The sequence below is a fragment of the Mycobacterium colombiense genome (assembly GCF_001953985.1).
GTDB classification, from domain to species: domain Bacteria; phylum Actinomycetota; class Actinomycetes; order Mycobacteriales; family Mycobacteriaceae; genus Mycobacterium; species Mycobacterium colombiense_B.
Map to the genome: position 1 here is coordinate 1 of NZ_MBEI01000076.1, position 24,017 is coordinate 24,017.

The following is a 24,017-nucleotide window of genomic DNA, read 5'->3' on the forward strand; positions in this document are numbered from 1 at the left end:
CGCCCGGGACGCCCCCCCCCCCCCCACCACCGCCGTGGCAGTTCGGGCACGGGGGCGGCGGGTCGAGCGGGGCGGAGTAGGCCGACCCTGCGTTCAGCGTCGCCGCGGAGATACTCAGGCCAGCGGCCAACGCGGCGGCGCTGACGACACGTTTCATAGACATAGCTGCGTCCCCTCTTGGGAGTTGTTGTCTCACCTGCACTACGGGCAGGTGAGATCCAACTCGAATGGCTTGGTTACCTGCTGCGGTTGCTGCGGGTTGCTCATGTCGGTACCGGTAGCGGTGCCCTTGATCGCCCAGTCCTTGCCCTTGACCGCGGCTCCGGCACTGCCGCTTTGATTGGGCGCGGCATCGGAGAAGCCGAGTGCGACGCCGTTGACGGTGCCCAACCCGACGGAGTGCACCAGCGGCGGATTGCCGTTGCTGACCACGGCGCCGAGGCCGTTGGCCGGGTCGCCGATGCCGATGGTGACGTTGTCACCCGCGGCGTTGCAGGTGACCTGCCCGCTGATGTTTTGGTTCTGCCCGTCGACCGTGAGCACCGGACCCGCCGCGGCGGGCGCAGCTGACGACGAACCCGACGACCCGGTACTGGATTTGTTGCTCGAACATCCGGCGCTGGCCGCGACCACCAGGGCCACCCCGGCTACGCCGACCACGATCCCACGCTTCACTACTGCTTCCCTTCGTGTCGCTGGTTCCGCTGCCTCTTTACGTTGGCCGCGTCCCTACCTGGGCCCCTCGGGCCGACGCCTTACGGCCGGTCCACCTGATACCCGGTACCCGAGAGTTGCAAACGCTACGTTACGGAAGCACACGCAAGCCCCACTTGCCCAGCAGCGGATTGATGAGCATGAAGTAGGTGGTGTAGTCATCGCCGTCCGGCGATGACATCAACAGGCCCACCGCGCTGACGGTGCCGTCCGGGTTCATCACGAAGCCGGGACTGCCACTGTCGCCGTCCAGGCTGAACACGCTGGCTTCGACGACGTCACCATTGATGCCTTTGATGGCGCCACACGTCTCACCGGTTACGGCGCCGATCTTGCAGAATGGCATGCCGACCTGAATCTGCTGGCGGCTCAACACATCCCGAACCTGATACCGGCCACCGACGTCACCCACCGGCATGCCGACACTTGGCTCCAGGCGGATGATCGCGGCGTCGCGCTTATCGCCGTCGTGCTCGCTGGCCGAGATCCTGCCCAGCGGGGCGTCGTTGCCGTAGGTCCACTCGGTGCCGTCGTGCGAGTCGCAGTGCCCGCTGGTCATCAGGTAGTAACTGCCGTCGGATCCCTGCGCCGCGAATCCGGCTGTGCACCTGCCGGATTCGTGATCGACGCCGATGCCCGGCGAGGGTGGGGGCGACGGCAGAGCCGGGGGCGGTGCTGCCAGAGCGGTTTTCGTCACCGCGGTCGCGGTCACCATCACCGCTGCCAAGAGCCCCAACCCCCGCAACCACGGTATGGTCACGCCGTCCCCCTCCGCTTGCGCCCGGCAGATAGTAGCAGCGCTGCCGACCTGAAATGAGGTGGCGGCCAGTCCGTTCCGTGCATGTGGTTCACCCGGCGTCGACGTGCCGGGCCAGGAAGTCCAGCACAGCGCCGGCGAAGATGTCGTTGCGGTCGCCGGCCACCATGTGCCCGGCGCCGCGGACATCGGTGAATTCGACCTGCGGGAAACGCGCGAGGAATTCGTCGGCGCGCTCCTGGCTGACCAGGTCGCTCATCTGGCCGCGAACCAGCAGGATGGGCACCCCGCCGCGCAGGATCGCCTCGACGGCGGCGTGCATCCGGTCGGGATCGGTGACCTCAAAAGGAGGGAAAGCCGCAGTGCCGCTGATGAATTGCGGATCCCAATGCCAGTACCACCGATCGCCGCGGCGACGCAGGTTGGTGGTCAGGCCTTCCAGATCGGTCGGTCGCGGCCGGTGCGGGTTGTATTCGGCGATCGCGTCGGCGACCTCGTCGAGTGAGCTGAAACCTGACTCCACCCGGTCGGCCATGAAGGCATGGATCCGGTTCGCGCCCGACTGGTCCATGTTCGGCACGATGTCCACCAAGACGACCGCACTGGCGATGCCCGGCGACAGTTCCCCGGCGAGCAGCATGGACGTGAAACCACCCAGGGAGGCACCGACCAACACCGGTTGCGGGGGCAGCGTGCGCAACACTTCTTGGACGTCGGCGGCGAAACTGACGACGCGGTAATCGCCGTCGTCCGACCAGTCCGATTCGCCGTGCCCGCGCAGGTCCACGGTGACGGCCTGCCAGCCACGCGCGGCAACGGCGGTCGCCGCCTTGCCCCAAGACCGGCGGGTCTGTCCGCCGCCGTGCAAGAAGACCACGGCGCGCGCCTGCGGGTCCCCGAGGCGGTCAGCGACGATCTGCACCCCGCCGGGGCCCTGGATCGTAAACGGTTCGGCTGCCGTGGGCATCTGGTGATACTAAGGCGCCCCCACCAGAACCTCGCGTTGGCTTAACGTCAACGGCATGCCGCGGCGTCAATTCAGCGGACCCCCGGCACGCGCACACCGACCGGAGCCAAGGAGAACGCATGCATCTTGACGAGTACATGTCGCTGGATGCGACCGCCCTGGCCGAGCTGGTCGAGCGCAGACAGGTCACCCCGGCCGAGCTGCTCGCCCTGGCGCGGCAACGAGCGGACGCGGTGAATCCCCGGCTGAACGCCATCGTCTGCCGCCTCGACGACGCCGCCGACCGCCAAGCAGGCGACCCGAATCTGAGTGGGCCGTTCGCCGGTGTGCCGTTCCTGCTCAAGGACCTCGGCCAGGAATACCGCGGCTTTGCGACGTCGTGCGGGTCGTGCTCGCTGGCCCACGACGTGGCCGACCGGCATGCGCTGGTCACCCAGCGGTTCCTGGACGCGGGGCTGGTGATCTTCGGGAAGACGAACACCCCGGAGTTCGGGGCCAAGGGTGTGACGGAACCCGACTACTGGGGCCCGGCCCGCAACCCGTGGAACACCGGGCACACGCCCGGCGGTTCCTCGGGCGGATCGGGGGCGGCCGTTGCGGCGGGCATCGTTCCCGCCGCCGGCGCCAACGACGGTGGCGGTTCGATCCACATCCCCGCCGCGTGCAACGGCCTGGTCGGCCTCAAGCCCAGCCGGGGACTGGCGCCTTACGGCCCGCAGACCGGTGAACTGATGCTGGGCATGGCGACCCAGGGCGTGGTCTCGCGCACCGTGCGCGACAGTGCGGCGCTGCTCGATGCGATCGTCGGACCCCACCCCGGCGCCGCCTATCGGGTTGCGCTGCCCGACAAGCCCTTTGGCGAACAGATCAAGCACCGTCCGGGCACCCTGAAAATCGGCTACTCGGCGCGCTCGGCGATCAACGCGCGGCCGGACCGCGAGGCCGTCGCCGCGGTCGAAAAGGCCGCCGCGCTTCTTCGCGAGTTGGGCCATCAGGTCGATGAGGTTGTACCGCCCTACGACGACGCCGCGCTGGGCCGTGACTTCCTGACCATCTGGTTCGCCCAGCTATACCAGCAAGTCGCCGACATCAAACAGCGAACCGGCGCGCGCGACAACGACTTTGAGGCCGATACCCTGGCCATCGCCGAACTCGGCCGGTCCGGCGGCGTGCTACCCGTCATGTCCGCGCTGGAAAACCGCAACGACTACATCCAGTCGCTGGCCTCGTTCCACGAGAACTACGACTTCTTTTTGACCCCGACGCTGGCCACCCCGCCCCTTGCCGTCGGTGCCACCACGACGTCGGCGGTGCTGCAGCGGGTGGCCCGGCTGGTCAGCAGGGTCCGAGCCGGAAAGCTGATGGGGCTCAGCGGAATCCTCGATGACCTCATCCAGGAGAGTTTGGGCTGGGTGCCCTACACGCAGCTGGCCAACCTCACCGGCCGTCCGGCGATCAACGTGCCGCTGCACTGGACGGATGCCGGGCTTCCGCTGGGTGTGCAATTCGTCGGGAAGCTGGGCGCGGACGGCGATCTGCTGCAGTTGGCCGCGCAGCTCGAAGAGGCGCGGCCGTGGGCCGACCGCCATCCGGCACCCGTAGCACCGAATTAAGCTGTCGCTGAACGGTTTTTACGTAGCAGGACCGGTGTCTTCGCCCTCGCTCGGGCCCCGCCACAGGCTGGCGAAGCGCCGGGCGATGGCGCCGAGGCGACCGCCCGCGTGCTGCGAAGCCTTGATGCGGCCAAGCGTTTCCCGTCCCTCGTTCGCGTAGTCCTTGACGGATTCGTCGCCTTCTTCGGCGCGCATGTCTGCTCTCCAATCGTGATCGTTATTCCGGCGCTTCGCGCTCGGGTGGTTCTGAGGGTGTCAAGCGCTCGGGCGGTTCTGCCGGCGTGAGCCGCTCCGGCGTTTCCGTCGGTGTGAGCCGCTCCGGCGTCTCGCCGGGAGTGCCCGGCTGCGTGGGCTCCGAATTCTCCGGCCGCTCCGCCGAAAACGGCCGGAAGCGGGTATCGATCATGCTCAGTCCTCTGCTCGGCTCATGGCCGCGTACCCGCCGTACCCGGGCAGTCAAACGCCCGCGACGGCACCAGAACCTCCGCGCCGACGATCCCTAGTGGCGGATGGCGTCCTGCCGCTTACACTCCATCCGTGGTTGATTCCGCGCAGCCGAGGTCGGCAGTGAACAGGGTCCCGCTGCTCGTCGGCGTTGCCATCGTCGTGCTGCTTGCCGTCCTCGCGGCACCCATCAAGCAACGATGCGGCGCACCGGGATTTTCGTGCGCGTCGGCGCTGGACAACGACGGCAACATCCACTTCTACTACGAGGTCGAACCCGTCGGCGTCTACCTCGCCGAAATCACCACCGGCACCAACATCACGTTCTTTTACAGCTCGGGTGAGGACCTGGTCAAAGCCCGGTAGCGGGAGTGGCGGTTTGCTGGCGCGGTCGGCGCGGCAATGGTCCACCGCGCGGTGTCCGCTGGATAACAAGTTCGGCTCGATCCGGGCGCCGATGTGGCCGCCCCGAGACCATTCGGAGACCCCGGCGGCCCCGGCCGGGCAGAAGATGCTGGTAGAGCGGCTGCGACGAGCACGAATCACGCCCGGTCGACCCGACGAACGCGCCTGCGCCGACCGTGCGACGGGTGCTCTCGATTGGGGGCTTCGTAGCAAGCTAACGCATACTTGTGACCATGCTTGAAGCGACATCGCCGCGAAGCACCGTTGCGGTGCCTGGTGGTGTGCTGGGCGTGGGCAGAGGTTTGTGATGGCACGCTCGGGCGGCGCGCATCGCCGTCATCGAGCCGTCCGTCAACCCTCCCGTATACGCAAGGGGCTGACGCGCACCCTGGGCGCGCTCGTCTCCGTGGCGGCCGTGGGGCTCACCGGGGCGGGCTACTACGTGGCGCACGGCGCGCTGGGCGGCATCACCGTCTCGAACGCCCTGCAGCCCGACGATCCGCGGTCCAGCGGCGACAACATGAACATCCTGCTGATCGGGCTGGACTCGCGTAAGGACCAGGACGGCAACGACCTGCCCAACTCGATCCTGAAGCATCTGCACGCCGGCGACTCCGACGACGGCGGCTACAACACCAACACGATGATCCTGGTGCACGTCAGCGCCGACAACAGAGTCGTGGCCTTCTCGATCCCCCGCGACGACTGGGTGCCCTTCACCGGCGTCCCGGGATACAACCACATCAAGATCAAAGAGGCATACGGGCTGACCAAACAGTACGTCGCCCAGAAGCTGGCCAACCAGGGCAACATCACCCAGAAGGAACTCGAGACCAAGGGCCGTGAGGCCGGCCGGGCGGCGACCCTGCGCGCGGTGCGAAACCTGACCGGCGTCCCCATCGACTACTTCGCCGAGGTCAATCTGGCCGGCTTCTTCGACCTGGCGCAGACCCTCGGCGGCGTCGACGTCTGCCTGAATCACCCCGTCTACGACGAGTATTCGGGCGCCGACTTCCCGGCCGGGCGACAGCGGTTGGACGCGTCCGAGGCGCTGTCGTTCGTCCGGCAGCGGCACGGCCTGGACAACGGCGACCTGGACCGTACCCACCGGCAACAGGCGTTCATCTCGTCGGTCATGCAGGAGCTGCAGGCCGCGGGCACCTTCACCAACATCGACAAGCTCAAGAACCTGATGGCGGTGGCGCGCAAAGACGTGGTGCTGTCGGCGGGCTGGAACGACGACATGATCCAGCGGCTCGGCGGGCTGGCCGGCGGCAACGTCGAGTTCCGGACGTTGCCGGTGGTGCGCTACGACAACATCGACGGCCAGGACGTCAACGTCGTCGATCCGGCGGCGATCAAGTCCGAGGTGGCGGCGGCGATCGGCGCCGACACCTCGACGACGACAGCGCCGGCCACCACCGCCGCGAAACCCGACCCGTCCACCGTCGTCGACGTGGTCAACTCCGGCAGCATGAGCGGCCTGGCCAGCGAGGTGTCACGCGCGCTGAAAAAGAAGGGCTACACCCCGGGCCAGGTCCGCGACCGCGAATCCGGCGACCCGACCAGCACCGCGGTGGAGTACGGGGCCGGTGCCCAGACCGATGCGCAGAACCTGGCCAACCTGCTCGGCGTGGACGCGCCCAAGCAACCCAGCGCCAGCATCGCGGCAGGACACATCCGGCTCACCGTGGACACGAATTTCTCGATGCCCACACCTGACGAGACCCAGATGGACGACTCGACGAGCACCAGCTCCAGCACGACGTCGACCAAGGCCAAGAGCTACTACTACAACGGCACGACCACGACGTATCCGACGCCCGATCAGGGAAAGCCGATCGACGGCGGCGGCGTACCCTGCGTGAACTAGCCACGCTCTAGGCGTGCGTGCCGCCGTCCATCCGGATCTCGGTGCCGGTGATCCAGGCCCCGTCATCTGAGACCAGCATGGCGATCACACCGGCGACCGCTTCGGGCCCGGCCATCCCCGCGCCGCTGGACTCCGTCGTGGTCGGCAGGATCGGCATCAGCCGGGGAAACAGCGACCAGTCGGCGTCCTTGGGGATGTATCCGCCGGTCGCATCGGTGATGCCGGACTTGATGCTGCCCGGGGCGACGCACGCCGCGCGCAGACCGTCCTTGGCGTATTCGAGCGCCAGCGAATGGGTGAATGCCTGAATGCCGCCCTTGCTGGCGGCATAGGCGGCCATGTACGGATGCGCGAACGAAGCCGACGTGGAGCTGAAGTTCACGATCGCGCTGCGGGGGTTCGCCAGCAGGGACGGAAGCGCTTCGCGCACCACCAGGAAGGTTCCGGTCAGGTTGACGGTGATGATCCGATTCCACTGCTCGAGGGAGGTCTCATGGGTGTGCCAGGCGCGCAGGATGCCCGCCGCGTTCACCAGTGAATCCAGCCCGCCCAGCTTCTCGACGGCCGAGCCCACACCGTCGATCACCGAGTCCTCGTTACCGACGTCCATCGGCATCGTCGTGAGCCGGTCGGCGGTGCCGGCCTCGTCGGCATGGCCTTGCGTGTTGCTCAGGCCTTCCGTCGAGACGTCGGCGGCCACCACCCCGGCGCCCTCGCTCAGTAGCCGCAACGCGGTGGCCTGACCGATCCCCGACGCGGCGCCGGTGACCAGGATCCGTTTACCCTCAAGCCTTTTCATCTGATACTCCCGGCTAGACCACTCCGCGTAGCGCGTCGGCGCCGAAGGCCGGTTCCAGCATCGCCGAGAAGTCCGGGCCGCGGCGCAACAGCACCCCGCCGTCGACGTTGATGATCTGCCCGGTCACGTAGCTGGAAGCATCGCTGAGCAGAAACATCGCCACATTGGCTATGTCTTCGACCTCGCCCGGTCGGGGCAGCGGCGTGATGGCACGGTAGTCCGCGCTCAGCTCGGGCGAATCGAGGATTGGGGCCACCAGCTCGGTGCGGATGAGGCCGGGGCGAATGCTGTTGACCCGCACCCACGACGCTCCGAGTTCGTCGGCGGCCAACTGCATCAAGTGGTCCAGCGCCGATTTGCCGACGCCGTAGGCACCGAACCAGCGGTGGGTGTTGCTGGCCGCGATCGACGAGATGCCGACGAACGATCCGCCGCCACCGCGCACCAGCTCGCGCGCGGAGTGCTTGAGCACGTACATGGTTCCGTTGACGTTGAGGTCGATGGTCCGTCGCCACAACTCCGAGTCGATCTGGGTGATCGGTCCGATGGTCTCCGACCCGCCGGCGCAGTGCACCACGCCGTGCAGCCGGCCATGCCAGGCCGTCACGGCGTCGACGGCGCGCGCCGCCTCCTCTTCGTTGGTGATGTCAGCGGGCTCGTAACGAATGGAGCCGTCGCCCGGCAGGGCTTCGATCTCCTTGACGGCCGCCGCGAGCCGATCGGCGTTACGGCCCACGATCATGACGGAGGCGCCGGCCGCGACCAGCCCGGCTGCCACGCCCTTGCCGATTCCGCTGCCGCCGCCGGTGATCAGATAGGTCCGGTCTTCGAACGAAAGCTGCACGCGAGGCCCTTTCAAACTGGAACAAGTTCTAGCTATAGAAGCATGTCCCCTCGGGGTGAATATCGCTACCCCCGGTCTCGTTAGGCCCCCTGCGGCGCGGCGCTACGGCGTGTCGCGGCGCGCCACCTTCGTCGGCTTCGCGTCACGCCAATCCTCGACGTGCGGGGGCTGGCCTACCGGCCACCGGTTCTCGTTGAACGCCGCCCAGTGGGCATGCCCGAGCAGGTGGACGTGGAACGCGTGCCGCAGCGCCTCGGTGTAACCCATCGCGTCGGAGGCGGCGTTCACCGAATCCTTGATGAGCAGCGACGCCATCGTGGGCCGCTCGGCGATGCGTCGCGCGAATTCGAGTGTCTTTTCCTCTAATTCGTCGACAGCGAAAACCTTCGACACCATGCCCAGCCGGTGTGCCTCGTCCGCGTCGATCGAATCCCCGGTCAACAGTAGCTCTTTGGCCTTGCGCGGCCCGAATTCCCAAGGGTGGGCGTAGTATTCGACACCCGGCATGCCCAGCCGGACCGCGACGACGTCGCTGAACTTCGCGTTGTCGGCCGCGACGATCAGGTCGCAGGCCCAGATCAGCATCAAGCCGGCCGAGATCGCGTTGCCCTGCACCTGGGCGATGGTGATCTTGCGCAGATCGCGCCAGCGGCAAGTGTTTTCGAAGAAATAGTGCCACTCCTGGTGGTACAGCTTCTCCATGATCGGCTCGAGCGTGGCCCCGCGCGAGCGGAAGCTCGGATGCTGCCCCGGCCCCGGCGCGCGCTCGGCCAGTGCCTGCTCGGAACCCAGGTCGTGGCCGGCGGAGAAGTTCCTGCCGCGCGCCGCCAGGATCACCACGCGAACAGTGTCGTCGGCCTCGGCCCGGCCGAACGCCTCGTCGAGCTGGACCAGCAGGCCGCGGCTCTGCGCGTTGTGGGCATCGGGCCGGTTCAGCCAGATCCGGGCGATGCGGCCCTCGTCGAGGGTTTCGTAGGCCACCAGTTCCGGGGCGTTGGCTTCGGCCGCCCCCGCGTCGGCTTGCTCGGAGACTGTCATTCCGCCCACCTCGTTCGTCGTTGAATTGGCCTTGTTTACAGATTACGGCCAGTGTGTAACCGGGTGCGCGCTGGGGTGATCGGCTGCCGGGACCCGCCGAGCATGCGTTCTCACCCCGCGGTCGCGGGCCGCCGGCCCAGCGGCAGCAGCCGATGGTCGCGGGTGAACACCAGCCGGACGATGCCCAGCCCGACGACCACGGTGGTGGCAGCGACCGAACCCAGGATCAAGAACATCACCACGGCCTGCACCAGCACGGCCTGCAGCGGCGGCACCCCGGCGAGGATCAGGCCGGTCATGGCGCCCGGCAGGAACACCAGGCCGGTGGCCTTGGTCGTCTCGATCTGCGGAGATATCGCCGAGCGCAAGGCGATTCGCAGGTACGGTGCCGCGGCCTTCCTCGATGGTTGCCCCAGCGCGAGGCGGGCCTCGACCTCGTCGCGCTTGTCGCGCAGCTCGTCGACCAACCGCCGGGCCACCAGCACCATGGCGGTCATCGAGTTGCCGATCATCATCCCGGCGACCGGCACCAGCGTGCGCCCCTGCAGCGGGAACACCCGCAGGCCGAAGATCACCCCCAGCGTCACCACGGCCGCACCGGCGAACGCGGCCGCGGCCAGCGGCGCAAAGCGCGGCACCTCCGGCGCCCTGCGCCGGGCCACATCCCCGGCATAGGCCACCATTCCCGCGACCCACGCCCACGACCACCACAGCGACCGGCCCGGCTCGAACAGCAGCGTCAGCGCACCGCCCACGATTAGCAGCTGCACCAGCGCGCGCGCCGAGGCCCACAGCAGCTGCCGTCCCAAACCCAGCCGCCGCCACAGCGAGATCCCGGCCGCGAACGCCACCAGGATCAGCGACGTCGCCAGGCCCACCCAGCCGACTTGACCGTTCATCACGTAACCGAGCCGTCGCCGGGCTCGGCGGCGACCGGGCCCAGGCCCTGGCTGCGGCCGGACTCCAGGCGCAGGACCCGGTCGGCCGCCCGTTCCAACTGCACCGAGCTATGGGTGACCCACAGGGCGGGGGTGCCGTCGGCGGCCAGTTCGCGCACCGCGCGCTCGATGACTTCGGCCGCCTCGGTGTCGACGGCGGAGGTGGGTTCGTCCAGCAGCAGCACCTGCGGTTGCGCCATCAGGGTGCGGGCCAGGCACACGCGTTGCGCCTCGCCACCCGACAGGGCGGCCACGTCGCGGTCCAACCACGATCCGGTCAGCGCCACCCGGTCCAGCGTTTCGCGCATTCGCGCGTCGGACGCGTCGGGATCGGCGGTCCGCAGGTTGTCGGCGATCGTGCCGGGGAACGGCGTCGGCCGCTGAAAGCACATGCCCACCCGGCGCCGCAGCCACAGCGGGTCGAGCCCGGCGATGTCCGAGCCGTAGAAAGAGACCCGGCCGCTCGTCGGCAGCTCCAGCCGGTTGCACAGGCGAAGCAGGGTCGATTTGCCCGAGCCCGACGGCCCGAACACCGCCGTCACACCGTGACCCGGAATGGCGGCGGTCAGCCCGTCCAGCGCCCGCACCCCCTGCCGTTCCACGACGACATCGACGAACTCGAACACCACGTCGTTATCGGCGTTCTGATCGACCACCTGCTTATCCTGCATCACCGCGGCGACGGTCGACCGCGTCTTCGCGAGCGGCGCGGCGAACCCCTGCAAACCAGCCATAAATGCGGCTAGAGCCCGTTAGCTGGTGAGACGGCCTGCGACCGGTCGCAGGCGTCGCCTACAGTTAAGTCATGCCTACAAAATCTGATCCTGGCGAAATCGACGACGTCGAGCCGGTGGCCGACGACACTGCGAGCCAGGCCAGGCGGGTCGTCGCGGCGTACGCCAACGACGCTGACGAGTGCCGGGTGTTTCTGTCCATGCTGGGTATCGGGCCGGCGAAACTCGACGCGTAAATGTCTCCCGGGGGAGGGCGAGGCTCGAAGGCGGCCGAAGTCGGCAATTCCGACTTCGTCGTGGTTGCCAACCGGTTGCCGGTCGATCAGGAGCGCCTCCCCGACGGCACCACAGCGTGGAAACGTAGCCCGGGCGGGCTGGTCACGGCCCTCGAGCCGCTGCTGCGTCGCCAGCGCGGGGCCTGGGTCGGCTGGCCCGGGGTCGTCGACGAGGACAGCGACCACGATGACGAGCCCATCGTTCAGGAAGACCTGGAGCTACGGCCGGTCAAGCTGAGCGCCGCCGACGTCGCCGAATACTACGAGGGTTTTTCGAACGCCACACTGTGGCCGCTGTATCACGACGTCATCGTCAAACCGATCTACCACCGCGAATGGTGGGATCGCTACGTCGCCGTCAACCGCCGCTTCGCCGAAGCCACCTCCCGCGCCGCCGCAAAAGGCGCGACGGTCTGGGTGCAGGACTACCAGCTGCAGCTGGTTCCCAAGATGCTGCGCGAACTGCGGCCCGACCTGACCATCGGCTTCTTCCTGCACATCCCTTTCCCGCCGGTCGAGCTGTTCATGCAGATGCCGTGGCGAACCGAGATCGTCGAGGGCCTGCTCGGCGCCGACTTGGTCGGCTTCCATCTGGCCGGCGGCGCACAGAACTTCCTGTTCCTTGCCCGACGGCTGATCGGCGCCAACACCTCGCGCGGGGCGGTGGGAGTGCGGTCGCGGTACGGCGAGGTCGAGATCGACTCGCGTGTGGTCCGGGTGGGCGCCTTTCCCATCTCCATCGACTCCAGCTCGCTGGACCAGGCGGCCCGGCACCGCGACATCAAGCGCCGTGCCCGCGAGATTCGGGCGGAGCTGGGCAATCCACGCAAGGTCCTGCTCGGCGTCGACCGGCTCGATTACACCAAGGGCATCGACGTTCGGCTGAAAGCCTTTTCAGAGCTGCTCGCGGAGGGCAGGGTCAAGCGCGACGACACGGTGCTGGTCCAGCTGGCCACGCCCAGCCGCGAACGGGTGGACAGTTATCAGCAGCTGCGCAACGACATTGAACGCCAGGTCGGCCACATCAACGGCGAGTACGGCGAAGTCGGGCATCCGGTGGTGCACTACCTGCACCGCCCGGTCCCCCGCGACGAACTCATCGCGTTCTTCGTCGCGGCCGACGTCATGCTGGTCACCCCGCTGCGCGACGGGATGAACCTGGTCGCCAAGGAGTATGTCGCCTGCCGCAGCGATCTGGGCGGCGCGCTGGTCCTGTCCGAATTCACCGGCGCCGCCGCCGAACTCCGTCAGGCGTATCTGGTCAACCCGCACGATCTCGAAGGCGTCAAGGACACGATCGAGGCCGCGCTGAACCAATCCACCGAAGACGGACGGCGCCGGATGCGGTCACTGCGCCGGCAGGTCCTCGCGCACGACGTCGACCGCTGGGCGAGGTCGTTCCTCGATGCGCTCGCCGAATCCCGGCCCGGTGACACCGATTAACTCGCGTGGGCGACACCCCATGGTGTTGACGCCCGAACGCTGTGATACTCAGGTGCAGCGTCGCACGCGAGGGAGGAGTATCAGATGAAGCTCCGTCACGGCATGGCCGCGGGAACCGGCATCTTCACGGCCGTCGCGGTGGGAATCGCGCTGCAGTCCGGTGAACCGGCCAAGGCACTCGGTCCACCGGCCGACGGCACCTACAGCTTCAACGAGGCTGGCGTGTCCGGGGTTACCTGGACCATCTCGGCGCTCTGCGATCAGCCCTCGGGCACCCGGAACATGAACGACTACAACGACCCGATCGTGTTCGCGATGAACTGCGCGCTGAACATCGTGAGTTCGACGCCCGAACAGATCAGCGCCGCGGACAAGCAGCAGAACTTCAGCGGCCGGGCCCGGATGTCCAGCATGCTGTGGACCTTCAAGGTCGACAAGGCCGACGGTGTGGCATGCCCGGGCGGTGGCAGCGCGCCCTCCAGCGAAACCTTCGCGTTCAGCGACGAGACGATGAGCGGCACCCACACCACGCTGCACGGCGCCGTGTGCGGGCTGCAGCCGGGGATGAAGAAGGAACCGTTCTCGCTGGCGATGATCGGTCCGCCACCCAGCCCGATCAACCGTTACCCGTTGTACTGCAACGGCATTGCGATGTGCTACTGAGCTCGACTCACCGGCGAGGTCAGATCGGGGTGATGTAGGCGATCAGCCACTGCTTGCCGACTTTCTTGAAGTCGACCCGCAACCGGCTGCCGTCATACAGCGGCTGGCGTGACTTGTCCGTAACGGTCCGGTTCATGAAGACCATCACCGACGCCGATTCCCGCTTGGCCGACATCACCCCCACGCCAACGACATTGGCCTGCACGACCACTTCGCGCTTCTTGGCCTCGGGGATGATTTGGTTGTTGGCGCTCTTCTGGAACTCGGCGCGATAGTCGGGGGTCAACAACGGATACGCCGCGGAAAGGCTTCGCTCGACGGTTTGGTAGTCGTATGCGAAGACCTCGGGGATTTCCTTGGCCGCCTTCCCGGGCAGCACCGCACGCGCCTCCTGCTCGCCGCGGGTCTGCACCCGGTCCCAGTACATCCCGCCGGCCACCGCGGACAACGCGACGAACGCCACGGCAACGAGGTAACCCGCGACGACCAGCAGCCAACGCCGCCATCGCATCAATTGCCCCCGTCTGGATATTTCAGGTCGTAGCCGGTCATCTTCCCGGCCTCGTCTTCGTGCACGATGACGCGCAACCGATAGGGCATGGACGGCTTGTTCACCCCGTCGATGTCGGCGACGGTGACGCGCACCGAGACCAGCACCGACGCGTTATCGCTAACGGCGTCAATGCCTTCCAGCGCGGCGCCGTTGATGACGGCCTCCGACGTCGCATTGGTGGAGCGAAACAGGCCCTTGAGGTTTTCGACGTTGTTGTTGGCGCCGAGCATGCCGCGCAGCGGGCCGCTGGTGCCGTTGACGAAGCGGTTCACGCTCTCGTCGATGTTGTCCTGCTTGTAGCTGAACATGTTGACCACCGTCTGCGTCGCGGTGTCGACGAAACGCTGATCGCGCGCCTGCGCCGCGGTCGCGTGATGCTGCTGAATGAGCAGCGCGGCCACACAACCGGCCAGCGCCCCGACCGCCAACAGTGCCGCGGCGAACGAAATCCACGCGACCAGGGCGCGGTGCGGCGGCCGTCGTGGCGGCGGCTTGATGGACTTGAAGGCCTTGACGGGTTTCGCCGCCGGCTTGGGCGCGGCCGGCGCCTCGGTCAGGACGGTGACGTCCCGGGCCGGGTCAGCCTTGGCCGGGCCCGCCGCACGCGAAGCGCGCCGACGAACCCGCGGCGTGGTCTTTGGTTCGTCTGCCACGGCAGGGTCCATTACATCGGCCTTGGATCAAGCATGAGGTCCACCCAGTTCTCGGCGCCGGAGGTACCGGTAGCGCCGGCCGCGAAGATACCAGTGCCACCGGCCGGATCGACAAACGCGCCGGTCTTCTGGTCGTAGGTCGCATATGCCGGCGGCCCGCTGGCCTGCGGCTGTCCGCCGGGCGGCGGACCCCACGGCTTCTCCGGCCCCGGGCCCGCCGGCGGCGGGTTGATGCCCTGCGGCGGTGCCGGCGGGGGCAGCCACTTCGGATACGGAAGCTGCGGCGGCACCGGGGGCACCCCGGGCGGCTGCCACGACGTGAACGGCGGCGGCGGCCCGTTGTCGTTGGGCGGCGGCGGGTCGAAGGCCGGCTGCTTGTTCGGCAACGGTCCCGGCCCCGGCACCACGCCCGGGGGCGGCGGCCCGACGATGGGGGTACCCGGATCCGGCTCGGCGCCCGGCGGAATATACGGAAACTTGTTGGGCGGCAATGTGTTCAACCCATTGGTGACCGGGGTGTCGTACGGCACCGGCGGGCCGCGCCACGGGTTACGGCCGACCGGCACGTACCCCTTCGGGTCGCGGCACAGCTGGACCGTCGGGGCGCGCTTGCCGGGGAACTCCTGGCACGGGTAGTTGCGCGCGCCGCGCACGGTGCTCGGATCGTTCTGCGCGGTCTTGCAGTACATGTCCTTCGGCAGCTCGCGCACCGTCTCGTCGGCCGGGGTCCGCATCAACGGCGGCGGCAGGAAGCCGACGGCGCATGGCGGCGGGTCGTTGAGGTCGAGCTTGAAGTCCAGCTTGGCGCCTTCGTCCTGCGGCCCGCCGCCCGCGGCGGTGGTGATGGCGGCGAACAGCGCCGGCAGGACGACCAGCAGCTGCTCGATCGACTTGTGGTAGATCACGCCGACCCGGCCGAGGTTGGCCAGGCTGGCGGCCAGGGCCGGGAACGAGGGGCGGATGCCGGAGAACGCGGTGCTGGCCTCGTCGGTGGCGCCCGGGGCCGTCGCCAGCGTGTCGCGAAGCTGCGGATCCGCCTGACGCACCTCGGAGGTGAACCGCGCCAGCCCGTCGGACAGCGACTTGATGTCGCCACCGGCGCGGATCTGGGCCTGCAGGAACGGGCCTGCCTGATCGATGAGTTGCGAGACTTGCGGATAGTTGGTGTTGGCCTCGTCGACCAGCAGCCGGGCGGACTCGTAGAGCCGGGCCATCTCCGGGCCGGAACCGTTTGCTGCGATGAAGGTCTCGTGCAGCAGCTCGCGCAGCCGGGTGTCGCCGAGGCTGTTGACCAAGGTTTCCGAGCGCTTCAACAGGTCGGCGACGTCCTGGCCGATCCGGGTGTTCTGCCGCTGGATGCGGGATCCGTTGGTCAACTTCGTCGATGCCGGCGAGCTGGGCGGCACCAGGTCGATGTACTGCTCGCCGACCGCCGACACACTCTTGACGGTGGCGGTGACGTTCGACGGGATGGCGGTGCCGCTGTTCAGCCGCATGTCGGCGATGACGCCGTTGGGGCTCAGGCCCACGGACTCGACGCGGCCGACGGCGACGCCGCGGTAGGTGACGTTCGCGTTCTTGTAGAGGCCGCCGCCGGCAACGAAATCGGCGCTCACGCCGTAGGTTCCGATACCGAACGTCGCGGGCAGCCGCAGATAGAAGATCCCCATTACGGTCAGGGTGATAACCGTGATCACGGCGAAGATCGCCAGCTGGATCTTGGTCAGTCTGTCGTGCATCTGCGCCCGCCCCCTACTGTCCTGAAGCCGTGCCGGGCGGGATCTTGAACGGATCGGCCGCCTGTCCGGACAGGTTGGCCATCTCGCCGGTCAGGAAGTCGGGCGGGTTGAGGATCTCGTTCATGTGGGCCATGTTCGGGTCGAAATACGCGGTGGTGAAGAATGTTTCACCAAGGCGGCGCAGGGTGAGGTCGAAGGTGGTGAATACGTTCAGGTAGTCACCACGCACGGCCTGCTTGATACCGAAGTTGGGGAACGGGAACGTCAGCAACAGCTGCAGCGAGGTGACGAAGTTCCTTCGGTTGTCGTTCAGCGCCTTGACGACCGAATACAGGTCCTTCATGTCGGCCGCGAAGTCCACCTTGGTTTTCGCCAGGATGTTCGAGGTAACATTCGCCAGTTTGTGCAGCGCGCTGAAGGCCTCGACGATGTGGCCGCGGTTCTTGTTGAGCACGCGAATCGCCTCGGGCAGCGTGTCCAGCGCCCGGCCCAGGTTGTCCTTGTCGTGCGCCAGGCTCGCCGAGAATCGGTTCAGTCCGTCGACGGCATCGATGATGTCGTTGACCTGACGGTTCAGCCCCGAGGTCAGCTCCGCGAGCCGGGGGATCAGGTCGACGAACTGGTCCTGACGCCCGGCGACCGCCCGGTAGGTCTCGTCGGTGATCTCTTCCAGGGCACCGACATTGCCCTTGTTCACCACCACGCCCAGCGCCGAGAGCACCTCTTCGGTGGTGGGATAGCGGCCGGTGTTGGCCTCCGCGATCTTCGACCCGTCCTTCAGCTTGCCGACGGCCGGCTTGTCCTTCGGCCGGGCCAGGTCGATGTGCATCGACCCGAGCAACGAGGTCTGGGCCACCGTTGCGGTCGAGTTGGCGGGCAGCACCACATTCTTGTCGAGCGCCAATTTCACTGCCGCATAGAACGATCCGTCGGCCCGCTGTTCGGCCGAGATGCCGGCGACGCTGCCGACCGTGACGTCGTCGACCATGACCGGAGAGTTCTGCGGCAGGGTTGCCACGTCGGGCAGCTCGACGGTGATCGAGTAGGCGCCGCTGCCGTGACCGGCGGTGCCGGGCATCGCCAGCGAGTTCAGCCCGCTGAACTGGCAGCCGGCCAGCAGCATGCTGCCGGTCGCTAATCCGCTGGCGCGCAACCACATTCGGTTCATCCGCCACCGCCCAAGTCGGCAGCCGGCCCGCTGGGCGCCTCGCCCGGGGCCGGACCCGGCAGGGGGCCGAACGCGCTTCCGGGAGCGGGGCCGGGCGCGGGAGCGGCACCCGCCGGTGCCGGTTGGCCCGGCCCGGGAGCGGCCTGCGGGGCTGTCGGGACCAGCAGGGCCTGCAGATCCGCCGGGTTCTGGGCGGCGGGCGGCGTCTGGGCACCCTTGGCCGGGACCCAGGTCAGCTGCGGCACCGGGGTCGCCGACTTGGCCTGCGTCTCCGGGGTGTCGTAGATGATCTGGCCCTTGTACGCCGTGATCGTGTTGAGCGGGTGGAACATCAGCGGCGGGTAGTTCACCGTGAGCCGGCGCAGCACCGGCCCCAATCGCTCACGGCACAGTTCGGCGCGCTTGAAGTAGTCGGGCGCCCTTGGGCCGCCGGCGGTTTCGAAGGATCCACCGCAGATGAACTGCACGGGGTTGGCGAATTCCGGTATCGACAACAGACCGTTGAGCGTGCCCTGCGCGGGGTCGTAGATGTTGTAGAAGTTGGCGATACCCGGGCCCGCGACGTGCAGCACCTGCTCGATGTTGTCGCTCTGGTCGCTGAGCGTCTTCGCGAAGTCGTTGAGGTTGTTGACCGTATCGACAATCGTCGAGTTGTTCTCGTGCAGGAAACCCCGGATGTCCGACAACGCCTTGTTGAGGGTGCCCAGCGTGGTGTCGAGGTGGCGCGAGCTGTCGGCGAGCACCTGCGACACCGAGGCGACGTTGCCGGCGAACTGGACGATCTGCTCGTTGCTGGACGAGAGCGCGTTGACCAGCACCTGCAGGTTTTTCACCGTGCCGAAGATGTCGCCGCGCGAATCCCCCAGCCGCCCAGCGGCTTGCGAGAGCTCACGCAACGCGTTGTGGAAGGACTGGCCCTTGCCGTCGAACGTGTCGGCGGCCTGGTTGATCGCCGCGCCCAGGGGGCCCTGCATCGATCCGGCCGTCGGACCGAGCTGCACGGCCAACTGGGTCAGCGACTCCTTGACTTCGTCCCATTCCACCGGGACGGCGGTGCGGCCTGGGCCGATGCTGGCACCGTCGGCCATCTCCGGACCGCTGGTGTACGCCGGTGTCAGCTGAATGAACCGGGCCGCCACCAGGTTTGGCGACATGATGATTGCCTTGGCGTCCTTCGGGATCTTTACGTCCTTGCTCACCGACATGGTGATCTTGACGTCGGAAGGCCGCGGGTCGATCGTGTCGATGGTGCCGACCGGGACGCCCAGGATGCGCACCTGGTCACCGGGGTACAGCCCGACCGCGGAGGCGAAGTAACCGACGATCTTTCGGTTCTTCGCTTGCGACGAAAGCACATACACGCCACCCACCAGCACCGCGACCAGCGCGATGATGGTGGCGTAGCGCAGCCCCCTGCTGCCGAGGATCCGCTGCGTCATGGCGACTTCGGCCTGATGACCCAGCGTTCCTGAATCAGGCCACGCAGGTAGTCGGCGAGGCTGGCAGGCATCTTGCCGGGCTGATAGAAGAAGTCGAACATGGTGGCAAGCAACGGCGCCGGGATCACGCCGTAGACGTTGACGTTGAATCCGGGACCCGACCCGACGACCTCACCCAGCTCGGTGGCGTAGGTGGGCAGCCGCTTGAGGGCCTCGGTGATGTAGTCGCGGCGCTCGTTGAGGTTGGACAGCACGTCGTTGAGCTTGTTCAGCGCCGGACCGAATTCCTTACGGTTATCGGCGACGAAGCCGGAGATCTGGGTGGAAAGGTCCTGGATCCCCGAGATCAGCTGACTCAGGGCGCCGCGCCGTTCGTCGAGGGCGGCGAATAACTCGTTGCCGTCATCGACCAGTTTGTTGACCTGGTCGGCGCGCTGCGACAACACGCCGGTGACCGACTTCGCGTGTGCCAGCAGGCTTTGCAGCGCCTCATCGCGGCGGTCCAGCGTGCGCGACAGCGACGTCACGCCGTCCAGCGCACCGCGCAACTGCGGGTTGGCGTCGTGCAGCGTGTCGGTCAGCACGTTCAGCGCCTTCTCGAACTGCGGCTTGTCCAGGTTGTTGGCGTTCTGACCCAGATCCTCGAGCGCGCCGGCGAGCGTGTACGGCGTCGTGGTGCGGCTGAGCGGGATGGTGGTCGCCTTGCCGCCGCCGGCCGGGGTCACCGAGATGGAGCGCTCACCGAGGATGGTGTCGGTGCGGATCGCGGCCAGCGACTGGTCGCCGACCGCGACGTGGCGGTCGACGCTGAAGCTGATCTTGGCGCTGTCGCCGGCCAGACCCACCGAGGTCACCTTGCCGACCTTGAAGCCCGAAACATAAACGGCGTTGCCGGGATTGATGCCGCCGGCGTCGGTGAAGTAGGCGTCGTAGATCTTGCCCTGGGGCCAGAACGGTAATCCGGAGTAACCGAACGCAATGAGCACGACACACACCACCAGCACCACGCCGAAGATGCCGGTGCGCAGTGGATCGCGCTCACGCCCTGCGTTACTTGACAAAAGCGCACCTTCCCTTGCTGGGATCCACCTGGCCACCGAGCGGCAGCAGGATGTCGCTGCCGGCCGGGCCGTTGATCTTGATCGTCACGGAGCAGAAGTAGATGTTGAAGAACGACCCGTAGGCGCCGAGGGCCGAGAGCCGCAGATAGTCCTCACCGAGCTGCTCGACGTCGTTGTTCACCTCGGCCTTGCGGTTGTCCAGTTCGGTGGCCAGCGGGCGGGTGTTCTCCAGGATGCCCTGCAGCGGGCGGCGCGAATTCTTCAGCAGCTCAGTCAAATCCGTCGTCGTCGACGCCAGCGGTGGGATGGCGCCGGCGATGTCGTCCTTGTGCTCGGCCAGCCCGGTGATCAGTTGTTGCAGCTGATCGACGCTGGTCGAGAACTGCGCGCTGCGTTGGTCCACGGTAGTCAGCACCGTGTTGAGGTTGTTGATCACGTCGCCGATGAGCTGGTCGCGCTGGCCCAGCGCCGAGGAGAACGCGCTGGTGTCGGCCAGCACGTTGGACAACGCCCCGCCCTGGCCCTGCAGCAATTGGATGACCGCGCTGCTGATCGTGTTGACCTTGTCGGCGTCAAGGCCTTTGAGCACCGGCCGCAGTCCGCCCAGCAGCGCGTCGAGATCCAGTGCGGGTTGGGTGTGTTGGCTGTTGATCGTCGCGCCGGCCGGCAGTTTCCGCAGCTCCCCCGGGCCAGACGTGATCTCCAGGAATCGGTCCCCGACCAGGTTTTCGTAGCGGATCACCGCGCGCGTGGACGAATAGAGGGTGTAGCGCTTGTCGACCCCGAACTTCACGTCGATGGTGTTGTCGGGGTTGAGCTTGATGCCCGACACCGCGCCGACCGGCACCCCGGCGATGCGCACCTTCTGGCCGGACTTCAGCCGCGACACGTCGGTAAACGTTGCGTGGTAAGTGCTTTCGGGGCCGAAGCGGAAGTCACCGAACACCACCACCAGCCCCGCGGACACCAGCAGCATGGCCACAGCGAAGATGCTGACCTTGATGATCATCTCGCGGTGCGACGGCATTCCGGAGCCGGCCATCAGAAGTCGTCCCGTTCCGCGAAGGCGCCGTGGAACAAGAACTGCAGCGTGGAGGGCGCGTCGAACTGCAGTTCGGTGAACGGCTCGTACGGAATGTTGGCGTTGTCGGTGACCAGGAACGGCGCCCGGTAGAACGATCCACCGGTCTGCTTGGTCGGGATGTCAGGTAGCCCACGGCAGTTCGGGCCGCCGGACGCGTTGACGATCGGCAATGATTCCGGATAGGTGTACGACGGCGCGCCCAGCACGAAGCTCGACGACGTGAACAGGCCCGCCTTGCGAACACCGAGCAACGGGGCGAACTCCTTGATGCCGCGCTCGATGCCGGCGAACAGGCAGCCGAGTTCCGGCGAATAATCGGCGGCCACCTTGAGCGGGGCCCGCAACCGGTTGATGGTGTCGATGAAGTCCTGTTCGGCCGGCGCCAAGGTGTCATACGCGTTGTTCGATAAGCCGATAGTGGCCAGCAGTGTGTCGTTGAGGTTCTTCTGCTGATCCACCACCGTCTTGTTGATCGTCGGCAGGTTGTCGATCACGGTGGTCAGGTCCGGGGCCGCGTCGGCGTAGTTGTTGGCCACCACCGCGGTCTTGCGAAAGTCCTCCTGCAGCGCGGGCAGCTTCGGGTTCGCTTGGCGCGTCAGCGTATTCAGGCCGGTCAGGATGCCGCCCAGGTCGTCGCCGTGGCCGCGCAGGCCTTCGGCGAACGCGCTCAGCGTGCCGTTGAGTTCGACGGGATCGATCTTGTGCAGCAGGTCCATCAACGACTGGAACAAGGTGTTGACTTCCAGCTGCACCGACGACGCCGCCACGTGCGCGTCCGGACGCAGCGACGTCGGCGAGGGAGCCTGCGGCGGAATGAATTCCACCGCCTTGGCACCGAAGATGGTGTTGCCCGCGATGTGCACCGTCGCGTTGGACGGGATGAAGTGCATGTCGTCGCTGTTGATGCCCAGCCTCAACCGCGCCTGGTCACCGGAATAGTCGATGGCTTCGACCTTGCCGATCTGGATGCCCCGGTATTTGACCTTGGCGCCCTGCTCCATCACCAGCCCGGCCCGGGGTGCCGACACCGTGACGGTGTCGATCGACGCGAAAGCCGCGGTGTAGGAAAGGTAAGTCAGCACAGCGAAAGCAACCAGCAGGCTGGCAAGCACTGCTGCTGCCAGCCTGACGGTGGTGCGTCGCGCGTCCGTTTCTGCCATGTCCCTTTTAAGCGGTCCTCTTATCCGGAGAGGTTGAAGTTACCGGACGCCCCATACACAGCGAGCGAGATGAACAACGTGATGACGACCACGACGATCAGGGAAGTCCGCACGGCCTGGCCGACCGCGATCCCGACGCCGACCGGACCGCCGTGGGCGTTGTAGCCGTAATAGGTATGTACGAGCATCACCGCGATCGACATCACGATCGCCTGCAGGAACGACCACAACAGGTCCGACGGAATAAGGAAGGTATTGAAGTAGTGGTCGTAGAGGCCCTTTGACTGCCCGTTGATGTACACCGTGGTGAAACGGGCGGCGAAAAACGCGGCCAACACCGACAGCGAGTACAGCGGGATGATCGCGATGAGGCCGGCGATCAGGCGGGTCGATACCAGGTAGGACACCGAGTGCACCGCCATGCATTCGACGGCGTCGATCTCCTCGGACACCCGCATGGCGCCCAACTGGGCGGTGGCGCCGGCGCCGATGGTAGCGGCCAGCGCGATGCCGGCGATCACCGGCGCGACGACCCGGACGTTCAGGAATGCCGACAGAAATCCCGTCAGCGCCTCGATGCCGATGTTGCCCAGCGACGAATACCCCTGCACGGCAATGACACCGCCGGAGGCCAGGGTCAGAAAGGCCGCGACACCGACCGTGCCGCCGATCATGACGAGCGCTCCCGCGCCCATCGTCATCTCGGCGATCAGCCGAATGGTCTCCTTGCGGTATCGGGTGAGCGCATTGGGGACATACCGCATGGTCTGCCCGTAGAACAACGCCTGCTCGCCGAAGTCGTCGACCGGCTCTTGCAGCCGGGTGAAGATGCGGCGGAACCGCAGTGTGGCGTCGTAACTCATGGCGTGCGCACCCGTCCCATCACTTCGCCGAGATCCGCACGCCAATGGCGGTCATCACCACGTTGATCACGAACAGACAGATGAAGGCGTAGACCACGGTTTCGTTGACCGCGTTGCCGACGCCCTTGGGCCCACCCTTGACCGTCAGGCCGCGGTAACAGCCCACCATGCCGGCCATCACGCCGAACAGCAGCGCCTTGACTTCGGCCAGCACCAGCTCGCGCAGGCCGGTCAGCACGGTCAAGCCGTTGATGAACGCGCCGGGGTTGACGCCCTGCAGGAATACGGAGAATACGTAGCCGCCGGAAAGACCGATGGCGCACACCAATCCGTTGAGCAGCAGGGCCACCACCGTGGAGGCCAGCACGCGGGGCACGACCAGCCGCTGGATCGGGTCGATGCCGAGCACCCGCATCGCGTCGATCTCTTCGCGGATGGTGCGGGCGCCGAGGTCGGCGCAGATCGCGGTGGCACCGGCGCCGGCCACGACGAGCACCGTCACCACCGGCCCCAGCTGGGTGATGGTCCCGAACGCCGTGCCGGCGCCGGACAGGTCGGCGGCGCCGATCTCGCGCAGCAGGATGTTGAGTGTGAAGGCCACCAGGACGGTGAACGGGATGGACACCAGCAGCGTGGGGACCAGCGACACCCGCGCGATCATCCACGTCTGATCGAGGAACTCACCGAATTGAAAGGGCCGGCGAAAAGCCGCCCGGCCGGTATCCAACATCATTTCGAAAAATCCGCCGACGGCGCGGGCCGGAACCGCAAGTTGTTCCCTCAACGCGGT

26 protein-coding genes are annotated in these 24,017 nt (G+C 67.1%); 6 read left to right on the top strand and 20 right to left on the bottom strand.

Going from position 1 to position 24,017, the window contains the following annotated elements:
• Positions 1 to 201 precede the first annotated feature (201 nt).
• The 3 genes from A5732_RS23275 to A5732_RS23285 all read right to left on the bottom strand — a co-directional run bounded on the left by A5732_RS23275 (position 202) and on the right by A5732_RS23285 (position 2,438).
• Positions 202 to 675: a lipoprotein LpqH gene (locus A5732_RS23275; protein WP_064951939.1), complete on the bottom strand. Its 474-nt coding sequence runs from the start codon at positions 673 to 675 to the stop codon at positions 202 to 204.
• 130 nt (positions 676 to 805) lie between these two features.
• Complete coding sequence (locus tag A5732_RS23280; RefSeq protein WP_076055099.1) at positions 806 to 1,474, bottom strand: S1 family peptidase; 669 nt, start codon at positions 1,472 to 1,474, stop codon at positions 806 to 808.
• 88 nt (positions 1,475 to 1,562) lie between these two features.
• Positions 1,563 to 2,438, bottom strand: coding sequence for an alpha/beta fold hydrolase (locus A5732_RS23285; protein ID WP_178413021.1), 876 nt, complete (start codon positions 2,436 to 2,438; stop codon positions 1,563 to 1,565).
• A gap of 119 nt (positions 2,439 to 2,557) precedes the next feature.
• Between A5732_RS23285 and A5732_RS23290 the strand changes: the two genes are divergently transcribed.
• Positions 2,558 to 4,051 carry an amidase gene (locus A5732_RS23290; protein ID WP_076103424.1) on the top strand — a complete coding sequence of 498 codons (1,494 nt, stop codon included), beginning with the start codon at positions 2,558 to 2,560 and terminating at the stop codon, positions 4,049 to 4,051.
• 18 nt (positions 4,052 to 4,069) lie between these two features.
• On the opposite strand, the gene A5732_RS27410 is transcribed toward A5732_RS23290, so the two are convergent.
• Positions 4,070 to 4,246 (bottom strand): hypothetical protein, encoded by a 177-nt coding sequence (locus A5732_RS27410; RefSeq protein ID WP_170880104.1) that lies wholly within the window; start codon positions 4,244 to 4,246, stop codon positions 4,070 to 4,072.
• 22 nt (positions 4,247 to 4,268) lie between these two features.
• Positions 4,269 to 4,457, bottom strand: coding sequence for a hypothetical protein (locus A5732_RS23295; protein ID WP_076055095.1), 189 nt, complete (start codon positions 4,455 to 4,457; stop codon positions 4,269 to 4,271).
• Positions 4,458 to 4,618: 161 nt separating this feature from the next.
• Here A5732_RS23295 and A5732_RS23300 point away from each other — a divergent pair, with 161 nt between their 5' ends.
• Both A5732_RS23300 and A5732_RS23305 read left to right on the top strand, forming a co-directional pair.
• Positions 4,619 to 4,861 (top strand): hypothetical protein, encoded by a 243-nt coding sequence (locus A5732_RS23300; RefSeq protein ID WP_076055094.1) that lies wholly within the window; start codon positions 4,619 to 4,621, stop codon positions 4,859 to 4,861.
• A 346-nt stretch (positions 4,862 to 5,207) separates the two neighbouring features.
• Complete coding sequence (locus A5732_RS23305) at positions 5,208 to 6,773, top strand: LCP family protein (RefSeq protein ID WP_142248509.1); 1,566 nt, start codon at positions 5,208 to 5,210, stop codon at positions 6,771 to 6,773.
• Between the two features lie 7 nt (positions 6,774 to 6,780).
• Here A5732_RS23305 and A5732_RS23310 read toward each other — a convergent pair whose 3' ends face one another.
• The 5 genes from A5732_RS23310 to A5732_RS23330 form a co-directional block, all read right to left on the bottom strand.
• Entirely contained in the window at positions 6,781 to 7,572 is a 792-nt protein-coding gene (locus A5732_RS23310; RefSeq protein WP_076103426.1) for an SDR family NAD(P)-dependent oxidoreductase, read from the bottom strand.
• A 13-nt stretch (positions 7,573 to 7,585) separates the two neighbouring features.
• On the bottom strand, positions 7,586 to 8,416 hold the full coding sequence (locus tag A5732_RS23315; protein ID WP_007772518.1) for an SDR family oxidoreductase: 831 nt from the start codon (positions 8,414 to 8,416) through the stop codon (positions 7,586 to 7,588).
• Between the two features lie 102 nt (positions 8,417 to 8,518).
• Entirely contained in the window at positions 8,519 to 9,454 is a 936-nt protein-coding gene (locus tag A5732_RS23320) for an enoyl-CoA hydratase (RefSeq protein ID WP_065141857.1), read from the bottom strand.
• 110 nt (positions 9,455 to 9,564) lie between these two features.
• Positions 9,565 to 10,353, bottom strand: coding sequence for an ABC transporter permease (locus A5732_RS23325; protein WP_076055085.1), 789 nt, complete (start codon positions 10,351 to 10,353; stop codon positions 9,565 to 9,567).
• Positions 10,353 to 11,117: an ABC transporter ATP-binding protein gene (locus A5732_RS23330; RefSeq protein WP_171975082.1), complete on the bottom strand. Its 765-nt coding sequence runs from the start codon at positions 11,115 to 11,117 to the stop codon at positions 10,353 to 10,355. The genes A5732_RS23325 and A5732_RS23330 overlap by 1 nt, the downstream gene beginning before the upstream one ends.
• Positions 11,118 to 11,197: 80 nt before the next feature.
• On the opposite strand from A5732_RS23330, the gene A5732_RS27165 reads away from it, so the two are divergent.
• From A5732_RS27165 to A5732_RS23340, 3 genes are all read left to right on the top strand, one after another.
• Positions 11,198 to 11,362 carry a hypothetical protein gene (locus tag A5732_RS27165; RefSeq protein ID WP_139334745.1) on the top strand — a complete coding sequence of 55 codons (165 nt, stop codon included), beginning with the start codon at positions 11,198 to 11,200 and terminating at the stop codon, positions 11,360 to 11,362.
• Positions 11,363 to 12,844: an alpha,alpha-trehalose-phosphate synthase (UDP-forming) gene (locus A5732_RS23335; RefSeq protein WP_076055084.1), complete on the top strand. Its 1,482-nt coding sequence runs from the start codon at positions 11,363 to 11,365 to the stop codon at positions 12,842 to 12,844. It abuts the gene before it with no gap.
• Positions 12,845 to 12,928: 84 nt separating this feature from the next.
• Entirely contained in the window at positions 12,929 to 13,507 is a 579-nt protein-coding gene (locus tag A5732_RS23340; protein ID WP_076055082.1) for a hypothetical protein, read from the top strand.
• Positions 13,508 to 13,526: 19 nt separating this feature from the next.
• On the opposite strand, the gene A5732_RS23345 is transcribed toward A5732_RS23340, so the two are convergent.
• The 10 genes from A5732_RS23345 to A5732_RS23390 are packed head-to-tail and all read right to left on the bottom strand — an operon-like array spanning position 13,527 to position 24,011.
• A complete protein-coding gene (locus tag A5732_RS23345) occupies positions 13,527 to 14,018 on the bottom strand; it encodes a mammalian cell entry protein (RefSeq protein ID WP_065075547.1) in 492 nt (163 codons plus the stop codon).
• Positions 14,018 to 14,725 (bottom strand): mammalian cell entry protein, encoded by a 708-nt coding sequence (locus A5732_RS23350; RefSeq protein ID WP_076103427.1) that lies wholly within the window; start codon positions 14,723 to 14,725, stop codon positions 14,018 to 14,020. Before A5732_RS23350 ends, A5732_RS23345 begins: the two co-directional genes overlap by 1 nt.
• Positions 14,725 to 16,452, bottom strand: a complete 1,728-nt coding sequence (locus tag A5732_RS23355; protein WP_076055079.1) for a virulence factor Mce family protein — start codon at positions 16,450 to 16,452, stop codon at positions 14,725 to 14,727. The genes A5732_RS23350 and A5732_RS23355 overlap by 1 nt, the downstream gene beginning before the upstream one ends.
• A gap of 13 nt (positions 16,453 to 16,465) precedes the next feature.
• The gene (locus A5732_RS23360) at positions 16,466 to 17,620 is read right to left on the bottom strand and encodes an MCE family protein (protein ID WP_076103428.1); all 1,155 of its coding nucleotides are present in this window, start codon (positions 17,618 to 17,620) and stop codon (positions 16,466 to 16,468) included.
• Entirely contained in the window at positions 17,617 to 19,059 is a 1,443-nt protein-coding gene (locus A5732_RS23365; protein ID WP_076103429.1) for a virulence factor Mce family protein, read from the bottom strand. Before A5732_RS23365 ends, A5732_RS23360 begins: the two co-directional genes overlap by 4 nt.
• Entirely contained in the window at positions 19,056 to 20,120 is a 1,065-nt protein-coding gene (locus A5732_RS23370) for a virulence factor Mce family protein (RefSeq protein ID WP_076103430.1), read from the bottom strand. Before A5732_RS23370 ends, A5732_RS23365 begins: the two co-directional genes overlap by 4 nt.
• A complete protein-coding gene (locus A5732_RS23375) occupies positions 20,110 to 21,162 on the bottom strand; it encodes a virulence factor Mce family protein (protein ID WP_076055074.1) in 1,053 nt (350 codons plus the stop codon). The genes A5732_RS23370 and A5732_RS23375 overlap by 11 nt, the downstream gene beginning before the upstream one ends.
• Complete coding sequence (locus A5732_RS23380; protein WP_076103431.1) at positions 21,162 to 22,364, bottom strand: MCE family protein; 1,203 nt, start codon at positions 22,362 to 22,364, stop codon at positions 21,162 to 21,164. The genes A5732_RS23375 and A5732_RS23380 overlap by 1 nt, the downstream gene beginning before the upstream one ends.
• Before the next feature lie 20 nt (positions 22,365 to 22,384).
• Positions 22,385 to 23,227: an MlaE family ABC transporter permease gene (locus tag A5732_RS23385; protein ID WP_064951958.1), complete on the bottom strand. Its 843-nt coding sequence runs from the start codon at positions 23,225 to 23,227 to the stop codon at positions 22,385 to 22,387.
• 19 nt (positions 23,228 to 23,246) lie between these two features.
• Positions 23,247 to 24,011: an MlaE family ABC transporter permease gene (locus A5732_RS23390; RefSeq protein WP_007772499.1), complete on the bottom strand. Its 765-nt coding sequence runs from the start codon at positions 24,009 to 24,011 to the stop codon at positions 23,247 to 23,249.
• Positions 24,012 to 24,017: the final 6 nt, after the last annotated feature.